The following is a 16,789-nucleotide window of genomic DNA, read 5'->3' as shown; positions in this document are numbered from 1 at the left end:
CTGTGTTCTCGTTAGATGCTCGTGTTTTTGGGCAGGAGGTCTGAGCCATGGACCGCCTGCAAGCCATGAAAATTTTCGAGCGCGTGGTGGAAGAGGGCGGCTTTGCCGCCGCCGCCCGTGCCATGGACATGTCGCCCCCAGTGGTCACCCGCATGGTGGCCGAGCTGGAGCAGCACCTGGGCACGCGGCTGCTGCAGCGCACCACCCGCAAGCTGGCGCTCACCGATGCGGGGGAGTCGTACCTGCAGCGGGTGCGCGCCATCCTGCACGAGATCGACGACGCCGAGGCGGCGGCTGCCGCGAGCACGCGCGACCTGCGCGGCACCATCCGCATCGTGGCGGCGCCTGTGCTGGCCACCAACTTCCTCGCGCCCATGGTGGCGCTGTGGCATGCCCGCCACCCCAAGCTCATGCTGGACATCAGCATGGACGCCTATGCCTCCAGCCGCGTGGACGAGTTCGATGTGACCATCATGGTGGCGGGCGAGGACTTTGACGCCAACATCGTCGCGCGCTCGCTGGTGCAGGGCGAGGCCATCGTGGTGGCGTCGCCCGACTACTTGAAGCGCCGGGGCATTCCGCGTGAGCCGCAGGACCTGGTGAACCACGACTATCTGCGGGACTCCAGCGCGCCCGTGCGTGCGCAGATGGGCCCGGGCCGCAAGCTGCGCCTGCAGTCGCTGCGGGCCGATGTGCCCGACGAGGAGGTGGAAGCGCCTGCCGTGCTGCAGTCGGTGAGCACCGAGCTGCTGATGCGCGCCGCCGTGGACGGGGCGGGTGTGGCTGTCACCTCGCGCTTGCTGGCCGAGGAGCACCTGGCCCGGGGTGAGCTGGTGCATATCCTGCCGGACTGGATTTTTTCGCGCTACACCATTTATGCAGCGCTGCCTTCGGGCCGCATGCTGCCAGCGCGCACGCGGGTGTTTCTGGACTTCTTGACTGAACAGGTGCCGCTGGCGATGGCGGAAAAGCGCGGCTCGCTCAGTTGAGCTGCGCGAACCCGCTGATGATCGTGCCCTCGGGCTCGACGGTGATCTGGCCGTCGGGCATGGCAAAACTGTTCTGGCGCCAGGCCTCGAACACCGTCACCGCCACGGCGTTCGACAGGTTGAGGCTGCGCTGGCCTGCCACCATGGGCAGGCGCAGGCGCTGGGCGGGGGGAAAGCTCTCACGCAATTCGGCGGGCAGCCCCCGGGTTTCGGCACCAAACACCAACCAGTCGCCCGGCAGGAAGCAGGTGGAAAACACCGGCTGCGAGGCGTGTGTGGTCATGGCGAACATGCGCGTGGGGTCGGGTTGCGCGTCGCGCAAAAAGGCCGTCCAGCCGCTGTGGCGCAGCACCCGGGTGTATTCGTGGTAGTCCAGCCCCGCGCGGCGCATCAGCCGGTCCTCCATCGAGAACCCCAGGGGCTCGATCAGGTGCAGCGTGCAACCCGTGTTGGCCGCCAGGCGAATGATGTTGCCGGTGTTGGGCGGGATTTCGGGCTCGACGAGGACGATGTGGAACATGCCCGCTATTGTCTTCGCCCCGGATGTGAGTTGAGCAACCGCTCGTAATCAAAAGTATCCCGCCTGGCAGGCGCTGGGGCAACGCGCAGCGCGTGCGGCGGCCTGTCTATTCCAGTGCGGTGCGTGCCAATACCACCGCCGCCACATGCGCCACCCCGGCCTCGCGCAGGGCCAGCGTGGCGGCATGCACGGTGGCGCCCGTGGTCATCACGTCGTCCAGCAGCACCACGCGCTGCCCTCGCAGGGCGGCGGCACGTGCGGGTTCCACGGCAAATGCACCTTTCAGGTTGCGCAGCCGCTGGGCGCGTGGCAGGCCACTTTGGGCCTCGGTGGCATGCAGGCGCAGCAGGCTGTGCACATCGGCCTTGGCGCCCGCCAGGTGCTGCGCTAGCAGGGCCGACTGGTTGAAACCGCGTTCGCGCAGGCGTTCGGTAGACAGCGGTACGGGCAGCACCCAATCTGCCGCATCGACTGCGGGCTCCACCCACGGCGCGCTGCGCAGCAGGGTGGCCAGCGTGCGGGCCCAGCCGGGGTCCGCCCGGAACTTGAAGTCCGCCAGCGCGGCAGACCAGGGGTAGGCATAGTCCACGGCGGCCAGGCAGGCATCAAAGGCTGGCGGGTGCTGCAGGCAGGTGCCGCACACGGCCACCCCTGTGGGCACCCGCAATGCGCAGCGCTGGCAGCGGCTGGCGGGTTGGGCGAACCGGGCCACGCAGGCGTTGCAGATGCGCTGCGACGGCCAGGCATGGCAAGCGGCGCACTGACTGGGCACGCGGTCGGCCAGGCCCCGCAAGTGGCGTGAAAGCCCTGACAGTCCTTGAAAAAGCATGAATCAATATACTCGCGCGTCCCTGTGAACTGCCATGTCCTCCGAGCGCCCCCCCACCATCGATCCCATTGCTGCTGCCCGCTGGCAGGCCGCTGCACCTGCCTTGTCCCCGTGGCTCCATGAAGAGGTGGCCTGCCGCATGGAGGACCGCCTGCAATGGATTCGCCAGGCGCCTGCGTCCTGGTGCCATTGGGATGCCTTGCGCGGCGGCCTGCAGGCCCATGCGCTGGTGAGTGCCCGGTATCCCGAGGCCCGTTGCCAAGTGTTTGAGTCTGCCGCGCACTGCGAGCCGGTGGTGCGGCAGGCGTTGGCCAAGCCCTGGTGGAGCCTTTCGCGCTGGAGCGCCGCCAGCCCGCAGTGGGGCCGGCCCGGCGATGCCAGTGTGCAGATGCTCTGGGCCAACATGGCATTGCACACGGCCGCAGACCCGCAGGCCCTGATCGCGCAGTGGCACCGCGCGCTGGCGGTGGATGGCTACCTGATGTTCTCGTGCCTGGGGCCCGACACCTTGCGGGAGCTGCACGGGGTGTATGCGGCCCTGGGCTGGCCTCCGGCGGGCCATGCGTTTACCGACATGCACGATTGGGGCGACATGCTGGTGCACGCCGGTTTTGCCGAGCCGGTGATGGACATGGAGCGCATCACGCTCACCTTTGCCACGCCCGAGCGGCTGGTGCAGGAGCTGCGTGAGCTGGGCTGCAATCTGCACCCTGATCGCTTTCCCTCATTGCGCGGACGGCGCTGGCGCGACAAGCTCTATGCCGTGCTGGCCGAGCGGCTTGCTGATCCGCAGCAGGGAGGTCAGTTGGCACTGACTTTTGAAATCATTTATGGCCACGCTTTCAAGCCCGCACCAAGGGTGCGCATGGACTCCAGCAGCACGGTTTCGCTGCAGGACATGCGCTTGATGTTGCGCAAGGGCGGCAAAGAAAACTAACCTGTAACTCCGTGTCAATGACTTGGAACAAGGCACGCTACAATTCAGGGTTATTGAGATTTCGGGCATCTTCCCGCGCAAATTTGCGGGCTGCGCCTGTGGTGCCTGAGGCTCCACAAACGGTGCGCCAGCAGCCTTGTGGGCACGACCTGTGACGGGCTTGGTTTTACGTTTTGCCACGGTGTCGGGTCAGCGCATTGACTGGCGCTTGGCCCGGAATTGCTCGGTCACGCCGGCACAGTTGGGGTGGATGTATCTGTCCTTGTGCCTGGTGTCCCTGGGGATCGCAACGTGCTTCTGGATGCTCGGCGCCTACCTGGTGATGCCCTTTGCGTGGCTCGAAATCTTGGCTGTAGGAATTGCATTCGCCATGTACGGTCGCCATGCGGCGGATGGCGAGAGGATTTCGCTGCAAGGCTCGCGCCTTGTGGTGGAACGGGAGACGGCAGGCCGGCTGGAGCGCGCAGAGTTTGACCGGAGCCGGGTTCGTGTAGAGCCCAAGACCGGAGATCACTCGCTCATCATGCTGTCTGCGCAGGGTCGATCCGTTGAGGTGGGGCGCTTCGTGCGCCCCGAACTTCGACCGGCCCTGGCATCGGAGATCCGCATGGCCTTGCGCGCCGCCTGACCCCACGCAGGCTTGTGCAAGGGATTGGTTAAATTGAGGCTTAGAAGTAAGTGAGAACTATGAAGAGCATTTCCAACAAGCTGGCTTCTCTGCTGCTGATTGCCGGTGCATGGGTGGGCTCCGCAGCCCATGCCGTCCAGGACCTGCCTGGTGGCCCTGCAGTCAACCAGCTGAACCTGCATCCCCCAGTGACCAAAATTGCTGAAGAGCAGCATTTTCTGCACTGGATGATGCTGATCATCTGCACGGTGATCTTTGTTGCAGTGTTCTCCGTGATGTTCTACTCGATCTGGAAGCACCGCCGCTCCAAGGGCGCCAAGTCGGCCAACTTCCATGAGTCCGTCACCGTCGAAGTGGTCTGGACCATCATCCCCTTCATCATCGTGATCCTGATGGCCCTGCCCGCCACCAAGGTGCTGGTGGCGCAGAAGGACACCACCAACGCCGACCTCACCATCAAAACCACGGGTTACCAGTGGAAGTGGGGCTATGACTACATCACCGGCGAAGGCGAAGGCCTGGCGTTCATCTCCACGCTGGACAGCAGCCACCGCGTGATGTCTGACAGCGGCAAGGTGGCAGACGCGCCCGCCGACTACCTGCTCAAGGTGGACAACCCGATGGTGGTGCCTGTGGGCAAGAAGATCCGCATCATCACCACCGCCAATGACGTGATCCACGCTTTCATGGTGCCTGCCTTCGGTATCAAGCAGGATGCGATCCCCGGCTTTGTGCGTGACACCTGGTTCCGCGCCGAGAAGATCGGTGACTACTACGGCCAGTGCGCCGAGCTGTGCGGCAAGGAACACGCCTACATGCCTATCCACGTGAAGGTCGTGTCTGCCGAAGACTACACCGCCTGGGTGGCCGACCAGAAGAAGAAGGCCGCCGCCAAGCTGGACGACCCGACCAAGGTCTGGACGATGGACGACATCATGAAGCGTGGCGAGAAGGTGTATGCCGCGAACTGCGCCGCCTGCCACCAGGCCAATGGCAAGGGCGCAGGCCCCATCAAGGCCCTGGACGCCTCGGCCGTGGTGCTGGACGCCGACCACGCCAAGCAGATCCAGATCCTGCTCAAGGGCGCTGCCAATGGGGCCATGCCTGCCTGGGCACAGCTCAGCGATACCGATATTGCCTCTGTGGTGACCTACACGAAAAACTCCTGGTCCAACAAGACCGGGCAGCTGGTGCAGCCTGCTGAAATCGTGGCCCAGCGCGGCAAGTAATCATCGCCCAACGTATTGAGGAATCCAACATGAGCGCAGTTCTCGACAACCACGGTCACGCGGGCGACCATGCACACGACGACCATGGCCATCATGGCCCCACCGGCTGGCGCCGCTGGGTGTACGCCACCAACCACAAAGACATCGGCACGCTGTACCTGCTGTTCGCCTTCACCATGCTCATGGTGGGCGGCGTTCTGGCGCTGCTGATCCGCGCCGAGCTGTTCCAGCCCGGTCTGCAACTGGTGAACCCCGAGCTGTTCAACCAGCTCACCACCATGCATGGCCTGATCATGGTGTTCGGCGCCATCATGCCGGCCTTCGTGGGCTTTGCGAACTGGATGATCCCGCTGCAGATCGGCGCATCTGACATGGCCTTTGCCCGCATGAACAACTTCAGCTTCTGGCTGATGATTCCTGCGGCCATCATGCTCGTGGCATCGTTCTTCATGCCCGGTGGCGCCCCCGCCGCCGGCTGGACGCTGTATGCGCCGCTGACGCTGCAGATGGGCCCCTCCATGGACGCTGGCATCTTCGCGATGCACATCCTGGGGGCCTCGTCCATCATGGGCTCGATCAACATCATCGTGACCATCCTCAACATGCGTGCCCCCGGCATGACGCTGATGAAGATGCCCATGTTCGCCTGGACTTGGCTCATCACTGCCTACCTGCTGATTGCCGTGATGCCCGTGCTGGCTGGCGCGATCACCATGACGCTGACGGATCGCCACTTCGGCACCAGCTTCTTCAACCCCGCTGGCGGCGGCGACCCCGTGATGTACCAGCACATCTTCTGGTTCTTCGGCCACCCCGAGGTGTACATCATGATTTTGCCGGCCTTCGGCATCATCAGCCAGATCGTGCCCGCGTTCGCCCGCAAGAAGCTGTTCGGCTACGCCTCCATGGTGTACGCCACCTCGTCCATCGCCATCCTGTCGTTCATCGTGTGGGCCCACCACATGTTCACGACCGGCATGCCCGTGACCGGCCAGCTGTTCTTCATGTACGCCACCATGCTGATCTCCGTGCCCACGGCCGTGAAGATCTTCAACTGGATCGCCACCATGTGGCGTGGCTCCATGACGTTTGAGACACCCATGCTGTTTGCCGTGGGCTTCATCTTCGTGTTCACCATGGGTGGTTTCACCGGCCTGATTCTGGCCATGGCCCCTATCGACATCCAACTGCAGGACACGTACTACGTGGTGGCCCACTTCCACTACGTGCTGGTGGCTGGTTCGCTGTTCTCCATGTTCGCTGGCGTGTACTACTGGCTGCCCAAGTGGACGGGCGTGATGTACTCCGAAGCCCGTGGCCAGATCCACTTCTGGGGTTCGCTGATCACCTTCAACATCACGTTCTTCCCCATGCACTTCCTGGGCCTGGCTGGCATGCCCCGCCGCTATGCCGACTACCCCATGCAGTTCGCTGATTTCAATGCGATTGCTTCCGTGGGCGCATTCGGCTTCGGTCTGATGCAGGTGTACTTCTTCCTGGCCGTCATCGTGCCCGCCATGCGTGGCAAGGGTGAAAAGGCCGCTGCCAAGCCTTGGGATGGTGCCGAGGGCCTGGAATGGGAAGTCCCATCCCCTGCGCCTTTCCACACCTTTGAGAACCCACCCAAGCTGGACGCCACGGCCACCCGTGTGATCGGTTGAGGACCATGCCCATGACACCCGAGCAGAAAAAGAGCAACCTGCGGATGGCGCTGATCCTGGCGTCCATTGCGGTGGTGTTCTTCGTCGGGTTCATGGCCAAGGTGTTCTTCCTCTCCCGTTGAGCTGAGGCCCCACCTGCCATGAGCCTGCGCCGCGAAAACGCCAAGATGGTCGGCAAGCTGGTCGTGATTGCGGCTGGTATGTTCGCCTTCGGCTACGTGCTGATCCCGATCTACAAGCACATCTGCGAGATGACGGGCATCAACATCCTGTCGCTGTCCGAGCGCCAGGTGCCGGGCAACGGCGTGGCAGGCAAGGACGTGAAGCTGCCAGCGAATACGCAGGTAGACAAGAGCCGCACCATCACCGTGGAGTTCGACGCCAACGCGCGCGGCCCCTGGGACTTCAAGCCCGCCCAGCGTTCGGTGCAGGTGCACCCTGGCGAGCTGACTACGGTGATGTACGAATTCCAGAACGTGCAGAACCGCCGCATGGCCGCACAGGCCATTCCGAGCTATGCCCCGCGCCAGGCGGCAGCCCACTTCAACAAGCTGGAGTGTTTCTGCTTCAACCAGTATGTGCTGGAGCCCGGTGAAAAGAAGGAGTGGCCCGTGGCCTTCGTGATCGATCCGCGCCTGTCCAAGGATGTGACCACCATCACGCTGTCCTACACGTTCTTCGAAGTGGGTGGCAAGACGCCAGCCGCACCAGAGTCCACTGCGGCAGTGGGTGGCGCCCTGTCCACCCCCAGCGTGTTGGTGACGGGGGTGGGCTCATGAATGCGCCCCTCGATCCATCCGCCGTGAAGCCGCTCGGGCGCAAGGGCTCGCTGCTGCGCACGGTGCGCGCGGTGGCCTGGTCGCTCGTTGGCCTGCGCAAGGGCAGCGAGTACCAGCAGGATGTCGAAAAACTCAACCCGTTGCACATCATTGTGGTGGGACTGGTCGCGGTTTTTTTGCTGGTGATGGGGCTGATGGCCTTGGTGAATTGGGTAGTGTGAACGGGTTGTTGGACCCGTATCGACAACAAGACTGAAAACAAAGATCTGAGATTCAGGAGCTGAAATGAGTGCATCAACCCACGGCGGAACCCCGTACTACTATGTGCCTGCCGAGTCGCGCCACCCGGTGATGGCGGCTGCAGGCCTGTTCTTTGTCATCCTCGGCGCAGGCCAGTGGATCAACGGCCATGACTGGGGCAAGTATTCCCTGGCCCTGGGCCTGGTGTGGTGGCTGTTCACGCTGTACCAGTGGTTCGGTGACGCGGTGCGCGAAAGCGAAGGGGGCCTGTACGGCCACAAGATCGACCTCTCGTACCGCTGGAGCATGAGCTGGTTCATCTTCTCGGAAGTGATGTTCTTCGGCGCGTTCTTCACGGCTCTGTGGTGGGCGCGCGCACACTCGGTGCCTGCACTGGGCAGCCTCGACAACGCACTGCTTTGGCCTGATTTCAAGGCGGTGTGGCCCAGCGTGGCGGCCGGTATGACGGCCTCGCCAGCTGGCATCGTCGAGCCCTTCCAGACGGTCGGCCCCTTCTGGCTGCCCACCATCAACACCGCGCTGCTGCTGACCTCGGGCGTGACACTGACCATTGCCCACCACGCACTGCGTGAAAACCATCGCGGCAAGACGATTGCTTTCATGTGGGCCACGGTGCTGCTGGGTTTTGTCTTCTTGCTGGTGCAAGGCTACGAGTACTACCACCTGTACACCGACTTGAACCTCAAGCTCAATTCGGGTGTGTTCGGCTCCACCTTCTTCATGCTGACCGGTTTCCACGGCTTCCACGTGTTCCTGGGCATGCTGATGCTGCTGGTGATCACGCTGCGCCTGCAAAAGGGCCACTTCACCGCCGACAAGCATTTCGGCTTTGAAGGTGCAGCCTGGTACTGGCACTTTGTGGACGTGGTGTGGCTCGGCCTGTACGTCCTGGTGTACTGGATGTAAGCATCCCACGGCACCCACAAAAAAGCGCCTCGCGGCGCTTTTTTTGTTGGAGGGGAGGGCAGCAAGAAGGCTGGATCTTTGCCCCTGTGGCTGGCGAGGACCCTTGCTGGAACAGGCTCTGTCAGCGGGTTGCGGGCAGGCCGGTGGGCTGTATGTAGCCCAGCTGCCAGGCAATCAGAATGCACACAAACAGCACAATGGACAACCCCACCCGCACTGCCAGTGCCTTGGCCATGTGGTTGCCTCTGCGCTTGTCGTCCTGGCTGCCCCGGCCTCTGCGCATCATGAAGAACAAGGCCGAGGCGAGGCTGGCCAAAATGGCGATGAACGCCAGCACTACGAGGTATTTCATGGAGCACATTATCCCGTGACCACTGTTCGCCGCCCCCTGGGTCTGCGCTTCTGGCTCATCACGCTGGCCGCAGTGGCGGGCATGCTGGTTACCGCGTCGCTGGGGCGCTGGCAGCTGTCGCGTGCAGCGCAGAAAGAGGCCCTGCAGGCCATGCTGGACGCGCGTGGCCGCATGCCGGCGATGGATGGCCGTGTGCTGCTGTCGAAACCCGCCATGGCAGCTGCAGAGGCCGAAACCCTTGTGCACCGCGCGGTGATGCTGGAGGGGCGCTGGTTGCCCGAGCACACCGTGTACCTCGACAACCGCCAGATGAATGGCCGCCCCGGGTTTTTTGTGCTGACGCCGCTGCAGTTGGTGGGCACACCTTCGGGGGGGGTGCTGGTGCAGCGGGGCTGGGTGCCGCGCAATTTTCAGGATCGCACCCAGCTGCCCCAGGTGCAAACCCCGCAGGATGTGGTGGTGCGCGTGGTGGGACGCGTGGCCGCCGCGCCCTCGCGGCTGTATGAGTTTGGCGGCGGCGAAAGCAGTGCTGGCGGCCATGGCGCCGAGGGGTCTTCCCGCATCCGGCAAAATCTCGACCTGGCCGCGTTTCGCACCGAAACCGGCCTGGCGCTCGCCCCGCTCACCGTGGTGCAGACGGGCGAGGCGGTGGGTGCGGGCGACGGCCTGCAACGCGACTGGCCCGTGGTGGGCGCAGGCGTCGATAAACACTACGGTTACGCATTTCAATGGTTCGGGCTCTGCGGCCTGATGGCACTTCTTTATGTCTGGTTCCAAATCGTCCGACGGTTCATTCGCCCGCGCAGCCAGCCTGCCCCCTGAAGTCCACGCCGAGCACCCGCTCGGACTGACCGTGCACACCTTGCCCGAGGCCGGAGATGCCGTGGCCAGCGCGCAGCGCACCCGCCATGGTCGCTGGAAGATGCTGGGCGTGTTGGCGATCTGCGCGGCACCGGTGATCGCCTCGTACTTCACCTACTACGTGATCCGCCCTGAAGGCCGCCGCAACTATGGAGAGCTGATCGATCCCCAGCGCACCCTGCCTGCGCTCACCGTTGCTACGCCGGATGGTGCCCCGGTGCCCCTGGCCTCGCTCAAGGGACAGTGGCTGCTGGTGAGCGTGGCCGGTGGCGCCTGTGATGCGGTCTGCCAGAACCACCTGTATCTGCAGCGGCAACTGCGCGAAAGCCTGGGCAAGGAAAAAGACCGCCTGGACTGGGTCTGGCTCGTCAACGACAACGCCGCCATCCCCGACGCGCTGGCACCCGCCCTGCAAAAAGCCACGGTGCTGCGCGTGGATGCTGCTGCACTCAACGCCTGGCTCGCACCGGCGGCGGGCCAGCAGCAGGCGGATCACCTGTATGTGGTGGACCCCATGGGCAACTGGATGATGCGCTTCCCTGCTGCCATGGATGCCAGCGGCGCCGCCAAGGCCAAGCGGGACCTGGAGCGCCTGCTGCGCGCCTCCTCGTCCTGGGACGACGCCGGGCGGCCGGGCCAGCCATGAGCGATATCCAGCCTCTGTACGACCTGGCGCCGGTGCTGGAGCTGATGCTCCTGGGCCTGCTGATTGCATTGGGGCCGCTGGCCTGGGTGTGGGTGCGCAACCGTCGCAGCTCTCCCATGCGGCGCCTGCAGGCGCTCACGGTGCTGACCTTGTTTCTGACCTTTGACCTGGTGCTGTTTGGCGCCTTCACCCGTCTCACCGATTCGGGCCTGGGCTGCCCCGACTGGCCCGGCTGCTACGGCAACGCCAGCCCTATGGGCGCGCGTGCAGAAATTGCGGCCGCGCAAGAGGCCATGCCCACAGGCCCCGTCACGCATGGCAAGGCCTGGGTGGAGATGATCCACCGCTACCTGGCCACCGGCGTGGGCGTGCTCATCATTGTGCTCACGGTGTCGTCCTGGGTGCAGCACCGCCGGGCCCAGCGCGGCGTGGCCGAGGCGCCTCCGCTCAGCCCCTGGTGGCCCACGGTCACGCTGGTGTGGGTGTGCCTGCAAGGGGCCTTTGGCGCGCTCACGGTGACGATGAAGCTCTTCCCCGCCATCGTCACGCTGCACCTCATCGGTGGACTGGTGTTGCTGGCGCTGCTGTGTGTGCAGGCGGTGCGCCACACCCACGCGGCACAAGGCCGCCTGCCCACCGTGATCTCGCCCGCACTGCGCCGGGGCCTGGCCTGGACGGGGTTGTTGCTGGCGCTGCAGGTGGTGCTGGGCGGCTGGGTCAGCACCAACTATGCCGTGCTGGCATGCACCACCTTCCCCACCTGCCAGGGCAGCTGGTGGCCCGCGATGGACTTTGCCCAGGGCTTCCAGGTCTGGCGCAAGCTGGGCATGCTGCAGGACGGCAGCCACATCAGTTTTGCGGGCCTTACCGCCATCCATTACGTGCACCGCCTCATGGCCTATGTGGTGCTGGCGGCGCTTGCATGGCTGGCCTGGCGCCTGCACCGCAGTGGCGCGCTGCGCGCGCAAACGCGCTGGCTGGCGGGCTTGTCGGTGCTGCAACTGGCCACCGGCCTGTCCAACGTGATCCTGGACTGGCCGCTGGTGGCCGCCGTGCTGCACACCGGCGGCGCGGCGGCCCTGGTTGTGGTGCTGACCTGGGCCCTGGTGTCCAGCCGTGCAGCCGTGCCTGTTTCCCGAGAGTTTTCCGCGCCGCCTGGCGCATCGAGAGTGTCCGCATGAGTGTTGCCTCCCCCCATGCTGTTGCCTTGCCCTCGCGCATGCAGCAGTTCTATGCGCTGACCAAGCCCCGAGTGGTGCAGCTCATCGTTTTTTGCGCCCTGATCGGCATGGTGCTGGCCGTGCCCGGCCTGCCGTCTGCCGCGCAGCTGGGTCACATGGCGCTGGCCAGCGCCGGGGTGTGGCTGGTGGCTGGCGCTGCCGCAGCCTTCAACTGCATCGTGGAGCAGGGCATTGACGCCAAGATGAAGCGCACCGCCTGGCGCCCCACGGCCAAGGGCGAGCTGTCCAATGCGCAGACGCTGCTGTTCTCCGCCGTGCTGTGCGCCGCAGGGTCGGCACTGCTGTACTTCTGGATCAACCCGCTGACCATGTGGCTCACTTTTGCCACGTTCGTGGGCTATGCGGTGGTCTACACCGTGATCCTGAAGCCCCTCACACCGCAGAACATCGTGATCGGCGGCGCATCCGGTGCCATGCCCCCGGTGCTGGGCTGGGCCGCCATGACGGGGGACGTAGGCCCCGAGGCGCTGATCCTGTTCCTCATCATCTTCCTGTGGACGCCGCCGCATTTCTGGGCGCTGGCGCTGTACCGCGTGGAGGACTACCGCAAGTCCGGCCTGCCCATGCTGCCGGTTACCCATGGCAACGAGTTCACCCGGCTGCAGGTGTTCCTCTACACCCTGATCCTGTTTGCGGGCTGCCTGATGCCGTTTGTGTACGGCATGAGTTCGTGGATCTACCTCGCAGCGGCCGTGCTGCTGTCTGCGGGTTTTTGTGGCTACGGCTTTGCGCTGTGGCGCAACTACTCCGACGCGCTGGCGCGCAAGACCTTCCGTTTTTCCCTGATCCACCTGAGCGTGCTGTTTGCCGCCCTGCTTGTGGACCACTACGTGCTGTGAACCCCATGCTGAAACGAAATGCTCTCAAAACGATAGCTGTCAGTGCTTTATCCATAGGCGCGGCGGGCCTTTTTGGTGCTTGTTCTGAGAAGAAAAAGGCCGAATTTCGTGGTGTGGACATCACCGGCGCCGACTACGCCCGGGATCTCCCGCTGACCGACCACAACGGTCAGGCACGCCACATCCAGGACTTTGCGGGCAAGGTGGTGGTGGTGTTCTTCGGCTTCACGCAGTGTCCCGACGTGTGCCCGACATCGATGCAGGAGCTGGCCGAGGTCAAGCAGATCCTGGGCAAGGACGGCGACCGCCTGCAAGGCATCTTTGTGACGGTGGACCCGGAGCGCGACACGCCCGAAGTGCTCAAGGCCTACATGGCCAACTTCGACCCGAGTTTTCTGGCGCTGCGTGGCTCGCCCGAGCAGCTTGCGGCCATCGCCAAGGACTTCAAGATCTACTACAAGAAGGTCGATGGCAAGACGCCCACCAGCTACACCATGGACCACTCGGCGGGCAGCTACGTGTACGACCCTGCCGGGCGCCTGCGCGTGTACAACCGCTACGGCAGCGGTGCCCAGGCCCTGGCCGCCGACGTCAAGACCCTGCTTGCCGAAGGGGGCTGAGATTTCTGCGGGTGCGCCAGCCCGCATGCATGCTGGTTTGACAGTACTGGCAGTAAAAAACCCGGGCAGGCACGTTGGCCAGACCCGGGTTGAAGTTTGCTGGTGGCAAAGGCGTGCGACGTCTCCGCCGCGCAGATTCACTCCGCCTTGATGCCGCGCATCGCGATCACACCGCCCAGCAGGTTGGTGTCGGCCTTCACGCGGTTGGCCAGCCCCTCGGGCGACGAGCCCACCGTCTGCCAGCCTTGCTGGAACAGCTTGCCGCGCACCTCTTCGCTGCGGGCAATCTCGCTGATCAGCACCGCCAGCTTGGCCTGGATGGGCTTGGGCAGGGTCGAAGGCGCTGCAAAGGCATTCCAGATTTCCAGGTTGAAGTTGCTGATGCCTGCTTCGGCCAGGCTGGGCACATCGGGCGCCAGCGGGCTGCGTCCGGAAGACGTCACACCAATCGCGCGCAGCTTGCCCGCACGCACCTGGGCCTGCGCCAGGGCCGGGGGCAGCAGCGCCATCTGCAACTGCCCGCCCAGCATGGCGGTGGCCACCTGCGGGTAGCCCGGGTAGGGCACATGCACCGGGTTGATGTTGCTGCGCGACTTGAGCAGCTCGGTGCCAATGTGGCCCACCGTGCCCACACCCGGCGTGCCATAGCTCCACTTGTCGCCGCCATTGCGGGCCGCCACGAAGAAGTCGCGGGCATTGCTGTTGGCGGGCACCCCGGGCTGGCTCACGGGCGCGGTCAGGATCAAGGGCGAGGTGCCGATCAGGCTCAGTGGCGCCAGATCCTTGATCGGGTCATAGGGCACGGCTGGATTCAACAGCTTGGCAATGGTCATGTTGCCGTTGATCATCAGGCCGATGGTGTGGTCGTCGCGCGCCTTGGCCACGGCATCGGCAGCAATGTTGCCGCCTGCGCCCACCTTGTTTTCCACAATCACGGGCTGGCCCAGGGCCTTGGACAGCGGCTCGGTGAAGGTGCGCGCCGTGAGGTCGGGCGAAGACCCGGCGGGGAAGCCCACGATGATCTTGAGCGGCTTGGTGGGCCAGGCCAGGGGGGCGGCGGCTGCGGCGGCGCCGGGCTTGGCGGCGTTCTGGGCCATGGCCCAGGGGGAGGCGGCTGCCAGCGCAATCAGCAGCGTAGAAGCACGGCGGGACACAACAGGGCGTGACGACAACATGGGAAGGGGTCTCCTCAACAAGAATATTCAGGGGCCAAAACGACACGGGGCCCCAGAACTGGGGCCCCGTGAGGCAACTTCTGCAGCCGGGGATATTAACCCCGCCACCCGCAGGCTCAGGCGTACTCGGCCAGTGCCTTTTTCATCTTCTTCATCGCCGCCACCTCGATCTGGCGGATGCGCTCGGCGCTCACTCCGTACACTGCAGCCAGCTCATGCAGGGTCATGCCGCCCGTGCCGTCGTCGTTGACCTTGAGCCAGCGCTCTTCCACGATGCGGCGGCTACGATCGTCCAGGCTGGCCAGGGCCGTGGCAATGCCATCAGTGGCCAGCGCATCACGCTGGCGCGACTCGATCATGGCCGTGGGCTCGTGCGAACCGTCGGCCAGGTAGGCAATGGGGCCAAACGCCTGCTCACCGTCGTCCGATGGGGCCGGATCCAGCAGCACATCACCTCCCGACATGCGGGTTTCCATCTCGATCACTTCCTCGCGCTTCACATTGAGTTGCGCGGCCACCGAGTCGATCTCGCGGTCCGACAGCGTGTCGCGGTGCGTGGCGGCGTCTTCTGCGGCGGCATCGGCCTTGAAGCCCTGCTTCATCGAGCGCAGGTTGAAGAACAGCTTGCGCTGGGCCTTGGTGGTGGCCACCTTCACCATGCGCCAGTTCTTCAGGATGTATTCGTGGATCTCGGCCTTGATCCAGTGCATCGCGTAGCTCACCAGGCGCACGCCCTGGTCCGGGTCAAAGCGCTTGACGGCCTTCATCAGGCCCACATTGCCTTCCTGGATCAGGTCGCCATGGGGCAGGCCGTAGCCCAGGTACTGGCGCGAAATCGAGACCACCAGGCGCAGGTGCGACATCACCAGCCGGCCAGCGGCATCCACATCGTTGTTGTCCTTGAGCTGCCGCGCATAGGTCTGCTCTTCTTCGTGTGTGAGCAGGGGCAGGCGATTGACGGCCGAAATGTAGGCGTCGAGGTTGCCCAGCGCAGGCACCAACGCCCAGGGGTTGGCGGGAGCCAGGGTCATCGTCGCGGTTCCAGACTGAATGTTCATTCCAGGAATCCTTTCCTCTAAGCCAAGATATTAGCACTCCATGTGATTGAGTGCTAAACCCATAGTTCCCCTGCGGGTGAACAAAGTGGCCTGTCCACCATCGCCAGTGTCGATTCCACTCGTGTCGATTCCACTCGAGTTTTGTATTTTTCTCATTGAGTTTTGTATTATTCAGATACCCTAAAGTTCACGCAACTATTTGATTTTTAAGAGAAATTTCAGTTTCCCCCAAAGCGACCCGTACTGCCCATGTCTACTTTTTTGGGCAAAAACTCCGATAACGTGGCCCCGCCCTTCCGGGCAAGGTTTCGGATGCCGAAGGCTTAGAGGCATGGCACACCGGCTTAGGACAAGTTGGTTGGTGTAAGTGCTCGCTGACTTTTGGTGCCTGATCAACGGCTGACAGCTTGAGAGGATTAGGCCCCTTCCATGTATCTTCGGATGGTGCATCGTCGGTCGCTCTTTCCATCGCTAACGAACTATGTGTTCGTCAGGAGGAAGCCTCCCCCGGCGTTCAAGTTAATGGTGCGCGACCGTCAGGTCTAGGCTGGTTCCAGTCGTTCGCCGCGAGCAGCCTGGACGACTCCTTCGGTCACCACCGGCCAATCGAGGGTCAGTGGCGCGTATTGCAAAACCACCTCCGAAACCTGCCTATCGATAGGTGGTGCCCGCGATCTGAACTTAAATGGCCGGTCCGGCGTGAGGCGACCGGGTATGTCACCACATCAGTACGCGGCACTACACACGGATCCTCGGCCCCTGAGTCGGTGAACTCGGGCCGGAGCGCGCCGACTACGGGACGTACTCGATGCGTAGAACCAAGGCGTTGCTGATCGATCGGCACACTAGCAATTTGCGTACCGTCCAATTGCTACTGGATCGCTCCAAGCTAGAGTTGACCGTGAGATATCTCCGCATCGAGGTAGATGATGCCCCTGAGTGTTAGTGCCAATGCAAACGTGAGCAGCAGTGCCAGTCGAACATTGACCAGGGGCTGAAGCTGGTTTCATTAGAAGCCAGCTGTGGATAACTATAAGGTGGATGCTTCGGTAGGTCCTCCCTTTTTTGAACTCGTGGTCGGTATGGCCGAGCCATCAGGCGAGGCCCTTTCCTCCGCGGTCTCGCTAACGTGGGCGGCTGCTGCCTTCCTGGTCTGCTCACGGGTCTTGATGCGCCCTTTAGCTTCGTGCGTGCTGTGGCGGAAGCGGTAGGACTCGTTGCCGGTCTCGATGATGTGGCAGTGATGGGTCAAGCGATC

Annotated in this window: 20 protein-coding genes; 14 read left to right on the top strand and 6 right to left on the bottom strand. The window is 63.8% G+C overall.

Annotated elements, in window-relative coordinates:
- Positions 1–47 precede the first annotated feature (47 nt).
- Positions 48–989 carry a LysR family transcriptional regulator gene (locus tag AC07Z7_RS07455; RefSeq protein ID WP_252659121.1) on the top strand — a complete coding sequence of 314 codons (942 nt, stop codon included), beginning with the start codon at positions 48–50 and terminating at the stop codon, positions 987–989.
- On the opposite strand, the gene AC07Z7_RS07450 is transcribed toward AC07Z7_RS07455, so the two are convergent.
- Complete coding sequence (locus tag AC07Z7_RS07450; protein WP_252659122.1) at positions 982–1,509, bottom strand: tRNA (cytidine(34)-2'-O)-methyltransferase; 528 nt, start codon at positions 1,507–1,509, stop codon at positions 982–984. The two genes, AC07Z7_RS07455 and AC07Z7_RS07450, sit on opposite strands and share 8 nt — an antisense overlap.
- 106 nt (positions 1,510–1,615) lie before the next feature.
- On the bottom strand, positions 1,616–2,338 hold the full coding sequence (locus AC07Z7_RS07445; protein ID WP_494765854.1) for a ComF family protein: 723 nt from the start codon (positions 2,336–2,338) through the stop codon (positions 1,616–1,618).
- Between the two features lie 34 nt (positions 2,339–2,372).
- Here AC07Z7_RS07445 and AC07Z7_RS07440 point away from each other — a divergent pair, with 34 nt between their 5' ends.
- The 8 genes from AC07Z7_RS07440 to AC07Z7_RS07405 all read left to right on the top strand — a co-directional run bounded on the left by AC07Z7_RS07440 (position 2,373) and on the right by AC07Z7_RS07405 (position 8,739).
- Positions 2,373–3,275 carry a biotin synthase gene (locus AC07Z7_RS07440; RefSeq protein WP_494765853.1) on the top strand — a complete coding sequence of 301 codons (903 nt, stop codon included), beginning with the start codon at positions 2,373–2,375 and terminating at the stop codon, positions 3,273–3,275.
- Between the two features lie 151 nt (positions 3,276–3,426).
- On the top strand, positions 3,427–3,903 hold the full coding sequence (locus tag AC07Z7_RS07435) for a DUF2244 domain-containing protein (protein ID WP_063458872.1): 477 nt from the start codon (positions 3,427–3,429) through the stop codon (positions 3,901–3,903).
- A 59-nt stretch (positions 3,904–3,962) separates the two neighbouring features.
- On the top strand, positions 3,963–5,132 hold the full coding sequence (gene coxB / locus AC07Z7_RS07430; RefSeq protein WP_252659125.1) for a cytochrome c oxidase subunit II: 1,170 nt from the start codon (positions 3,963–3,965) through the stop codon (positions 5,130–5,132).
- Positions 5,133–5,161: 29 nt separating this feature from the next.
- The gene (gene ctaD / locus AC07Z7_RS07425) at positions 5,162–6,793 is read left to right on the top strand and encodes a cytochrome c oxidase subunit I (protein WP_494765852.1); all 1,632 of its coding nucleotides are present in this window, start codon (positions 5,162–5,164) and stop codon (positions 6,791–6,793) included.
- Between the two features lie 11 nt (positions 6,794–6,804).
- Positions 6,805–6,915: a cytochrome oxidase small assembly protein gene (locus AC07Z7_RS07420; protein ID WP_212742253.1), complete on the top strand. Its 111-nt coding sequence runs from the start codon at positions 6,805–6,807 to the stop codon at positions 6,913–6,915.
- Between the two features lie 18 nt (positions 6,916–6,933).
- The gene (locus tag AC07Z7_RS07415; protein ID WP_494765851.1) at positions 6,934–7,572 is read left to right on the top strand and encodes a cytochrome c oxidase assembly protein; all 639 of its coding nucleotides are present in this window, start codon (positions 6,934–6,936) and stop codon (positions 7,570–7,572) included.
- On the top strand, positions 7,569–7,793 hold the full coding sequence (locus tag AC07Z7_RS07410; RefSeq protein WP_494765850.1) for a DUF2970 domain-containing protein: 225 nt from the start codon (positions 7,569–7,571) through the stop codon (positions 7,791–7,793). Before AC07Z7_RS07415 ends, AC07Z7_RS07410 begins: the two co-directional genes overlap by 4 nt.
- Before the next feature lie 64 nt (positions 7,794–7,857).
- Positions 7,858–8,739 (top strand): cytochrome c oxidase subunit 3, encoded by an 882-nt coding sequence (locus AC07Z7_RS07405; protein ID WP_094291351.1) that lies wholly within the window; start codon positions 7,858–7,860, stop codon positions 8,737–8,739.
- Between the two features lie 121 nt (positions 8,740–8,860).
- On the opposite strand, the gene AC07Z7_RS07400 is transcribed toward AC07Z7_RS07405, so the two are convergent.
- On the bottom strand, positions 8,861–9,091 hold the full coding sequence (locus AC07Z7_RS07400) for a twin transmembrane helix small protein (RefSeq protein ID WP_494765849.1): 231 nt from the start codon (positions 9,089–9,091) through the stop codon (positions 8,861–8,863).
- Positions 9,092–9,106: 15 nt separating this feature from the next.
- Here AC07Z7_RS07400 and AC07Z7_RS07395 point away from each other — a divergent pair, with 15 nt between their 5' ends.
- From AC07Z7_RS07395 to AC07Z7_RS07375, 5 genes are read left to right on the top strand one after another with little or no spacing between them, the layout of a single operon-like run.
- A complete protein-coding gene (locus AC07Z7_RS07395; RefSeq protein WP_494765848.1) occupies positions 9,107–9,913 on the top strand; it encodes an SURF1 family protein in 807 nt (268 codons plus the stop codon).
- Positions 9,855–10,598 carry an SCO family protein gene (locus AC07Z7_RS07390; RefSeq protein WP_440113459.1) on the top strand — a complete coding sequence of 248 codons (744 nt, stop codon included), beginning with the start codon at positions 9,855–9,857 and terminating at the stop codon, positions 10,596–10,598. Before AC07Z7_RS07395 ends, AC07Z7_RS07390 begins: the two co-directional genes overlap by 59 nt.
- Entirely contained in the window at positions 10,595–11,779 is a 1,185-nt protein-coding gene (locus AC07Z7_RS07385) for a COX15/CtaA family protein (protein ID WP_494765847.1), read from the top strand. Before AC07Z7_RS07390 ends, AC07Z7_RS07385 begins: the two co-directional genes overlap by 4 nt.
- A complete protein-coding gene (gene cyoE / locus AC07Z7_RS07380; RefSeq protein ID WP_494765846.1) occupies positions 11,776–12,678 on the top strand; it encodes a heme o synthase in 903 nt (300 codons plus the stop codon). The genes AC07Z7_RS07385 and cyoE overlap by 4 nt, the downstream gene beginning before the upstream one ends.
- A 5-nt stretch (positions 12,679–12,683) precedes the next feature.
- Positions 12,684–13,298: an SCO family protein gene (locus AC07Z7_RS07375; RefSeq protein ID WP_252659131.1), complete on the top strand. Its 615-nt coding sequence runs from the start codon at positions 12,684–12,686 to the stop codon at positions 13,296–13,298.
- A gap of 137 nt (positions 13,299–13,435) precedes the next feature.
- Here the strand turns inward: AC07Z7_RS07375 and AC07Z7_RS07370 are convergent, their stop codons facing one another.
- The 3 genes from AC07Z7_RS07370 to AC07Z7_RS07360 form a co-directional block, all read right to left on the bottom strand.
- Positions 13,436–14,473, bottom strand: a complete 1,038-nt coding sequence (locus tag AC07Z7_RS07370) for a Bug family tripartite tricarboxylate transporter substrate binding protein (RefSeq protein ID WP_494765845.1) — start codon at positions 14,471–14,473, stop codon at positions 13,436–13,438.
- A gap of 116 nt (positions 14,474–14,589) precedes the next feature.
- A complete protein-coding gene (rpoH, locus tag AC07Z7_RS07365) occupies positions 14,590–15,531 on the bottom strand; it encodes an RNA polymerase sigma factor RpoH (protein ID WP_252659133.1) in 942 nt (313 codons plus the stop codon).
- Positions 15,532–16,561: 1,030 nt separating this feature from the next.
- On the bottom strand, positions 16,562–16,789 hold a 228-nt coding region (locus AC07Z7_RS07360; RefSeq protein WP_494765844.1), incomplete at its 5' end, for an ATP-binding protein.

This window comes from Acidovorax sp. GW101-11A03 (assembly GCF_059424825.1).
This window is presented reverse-complemented; position numbering and strand designations above follow the sequence as displayed.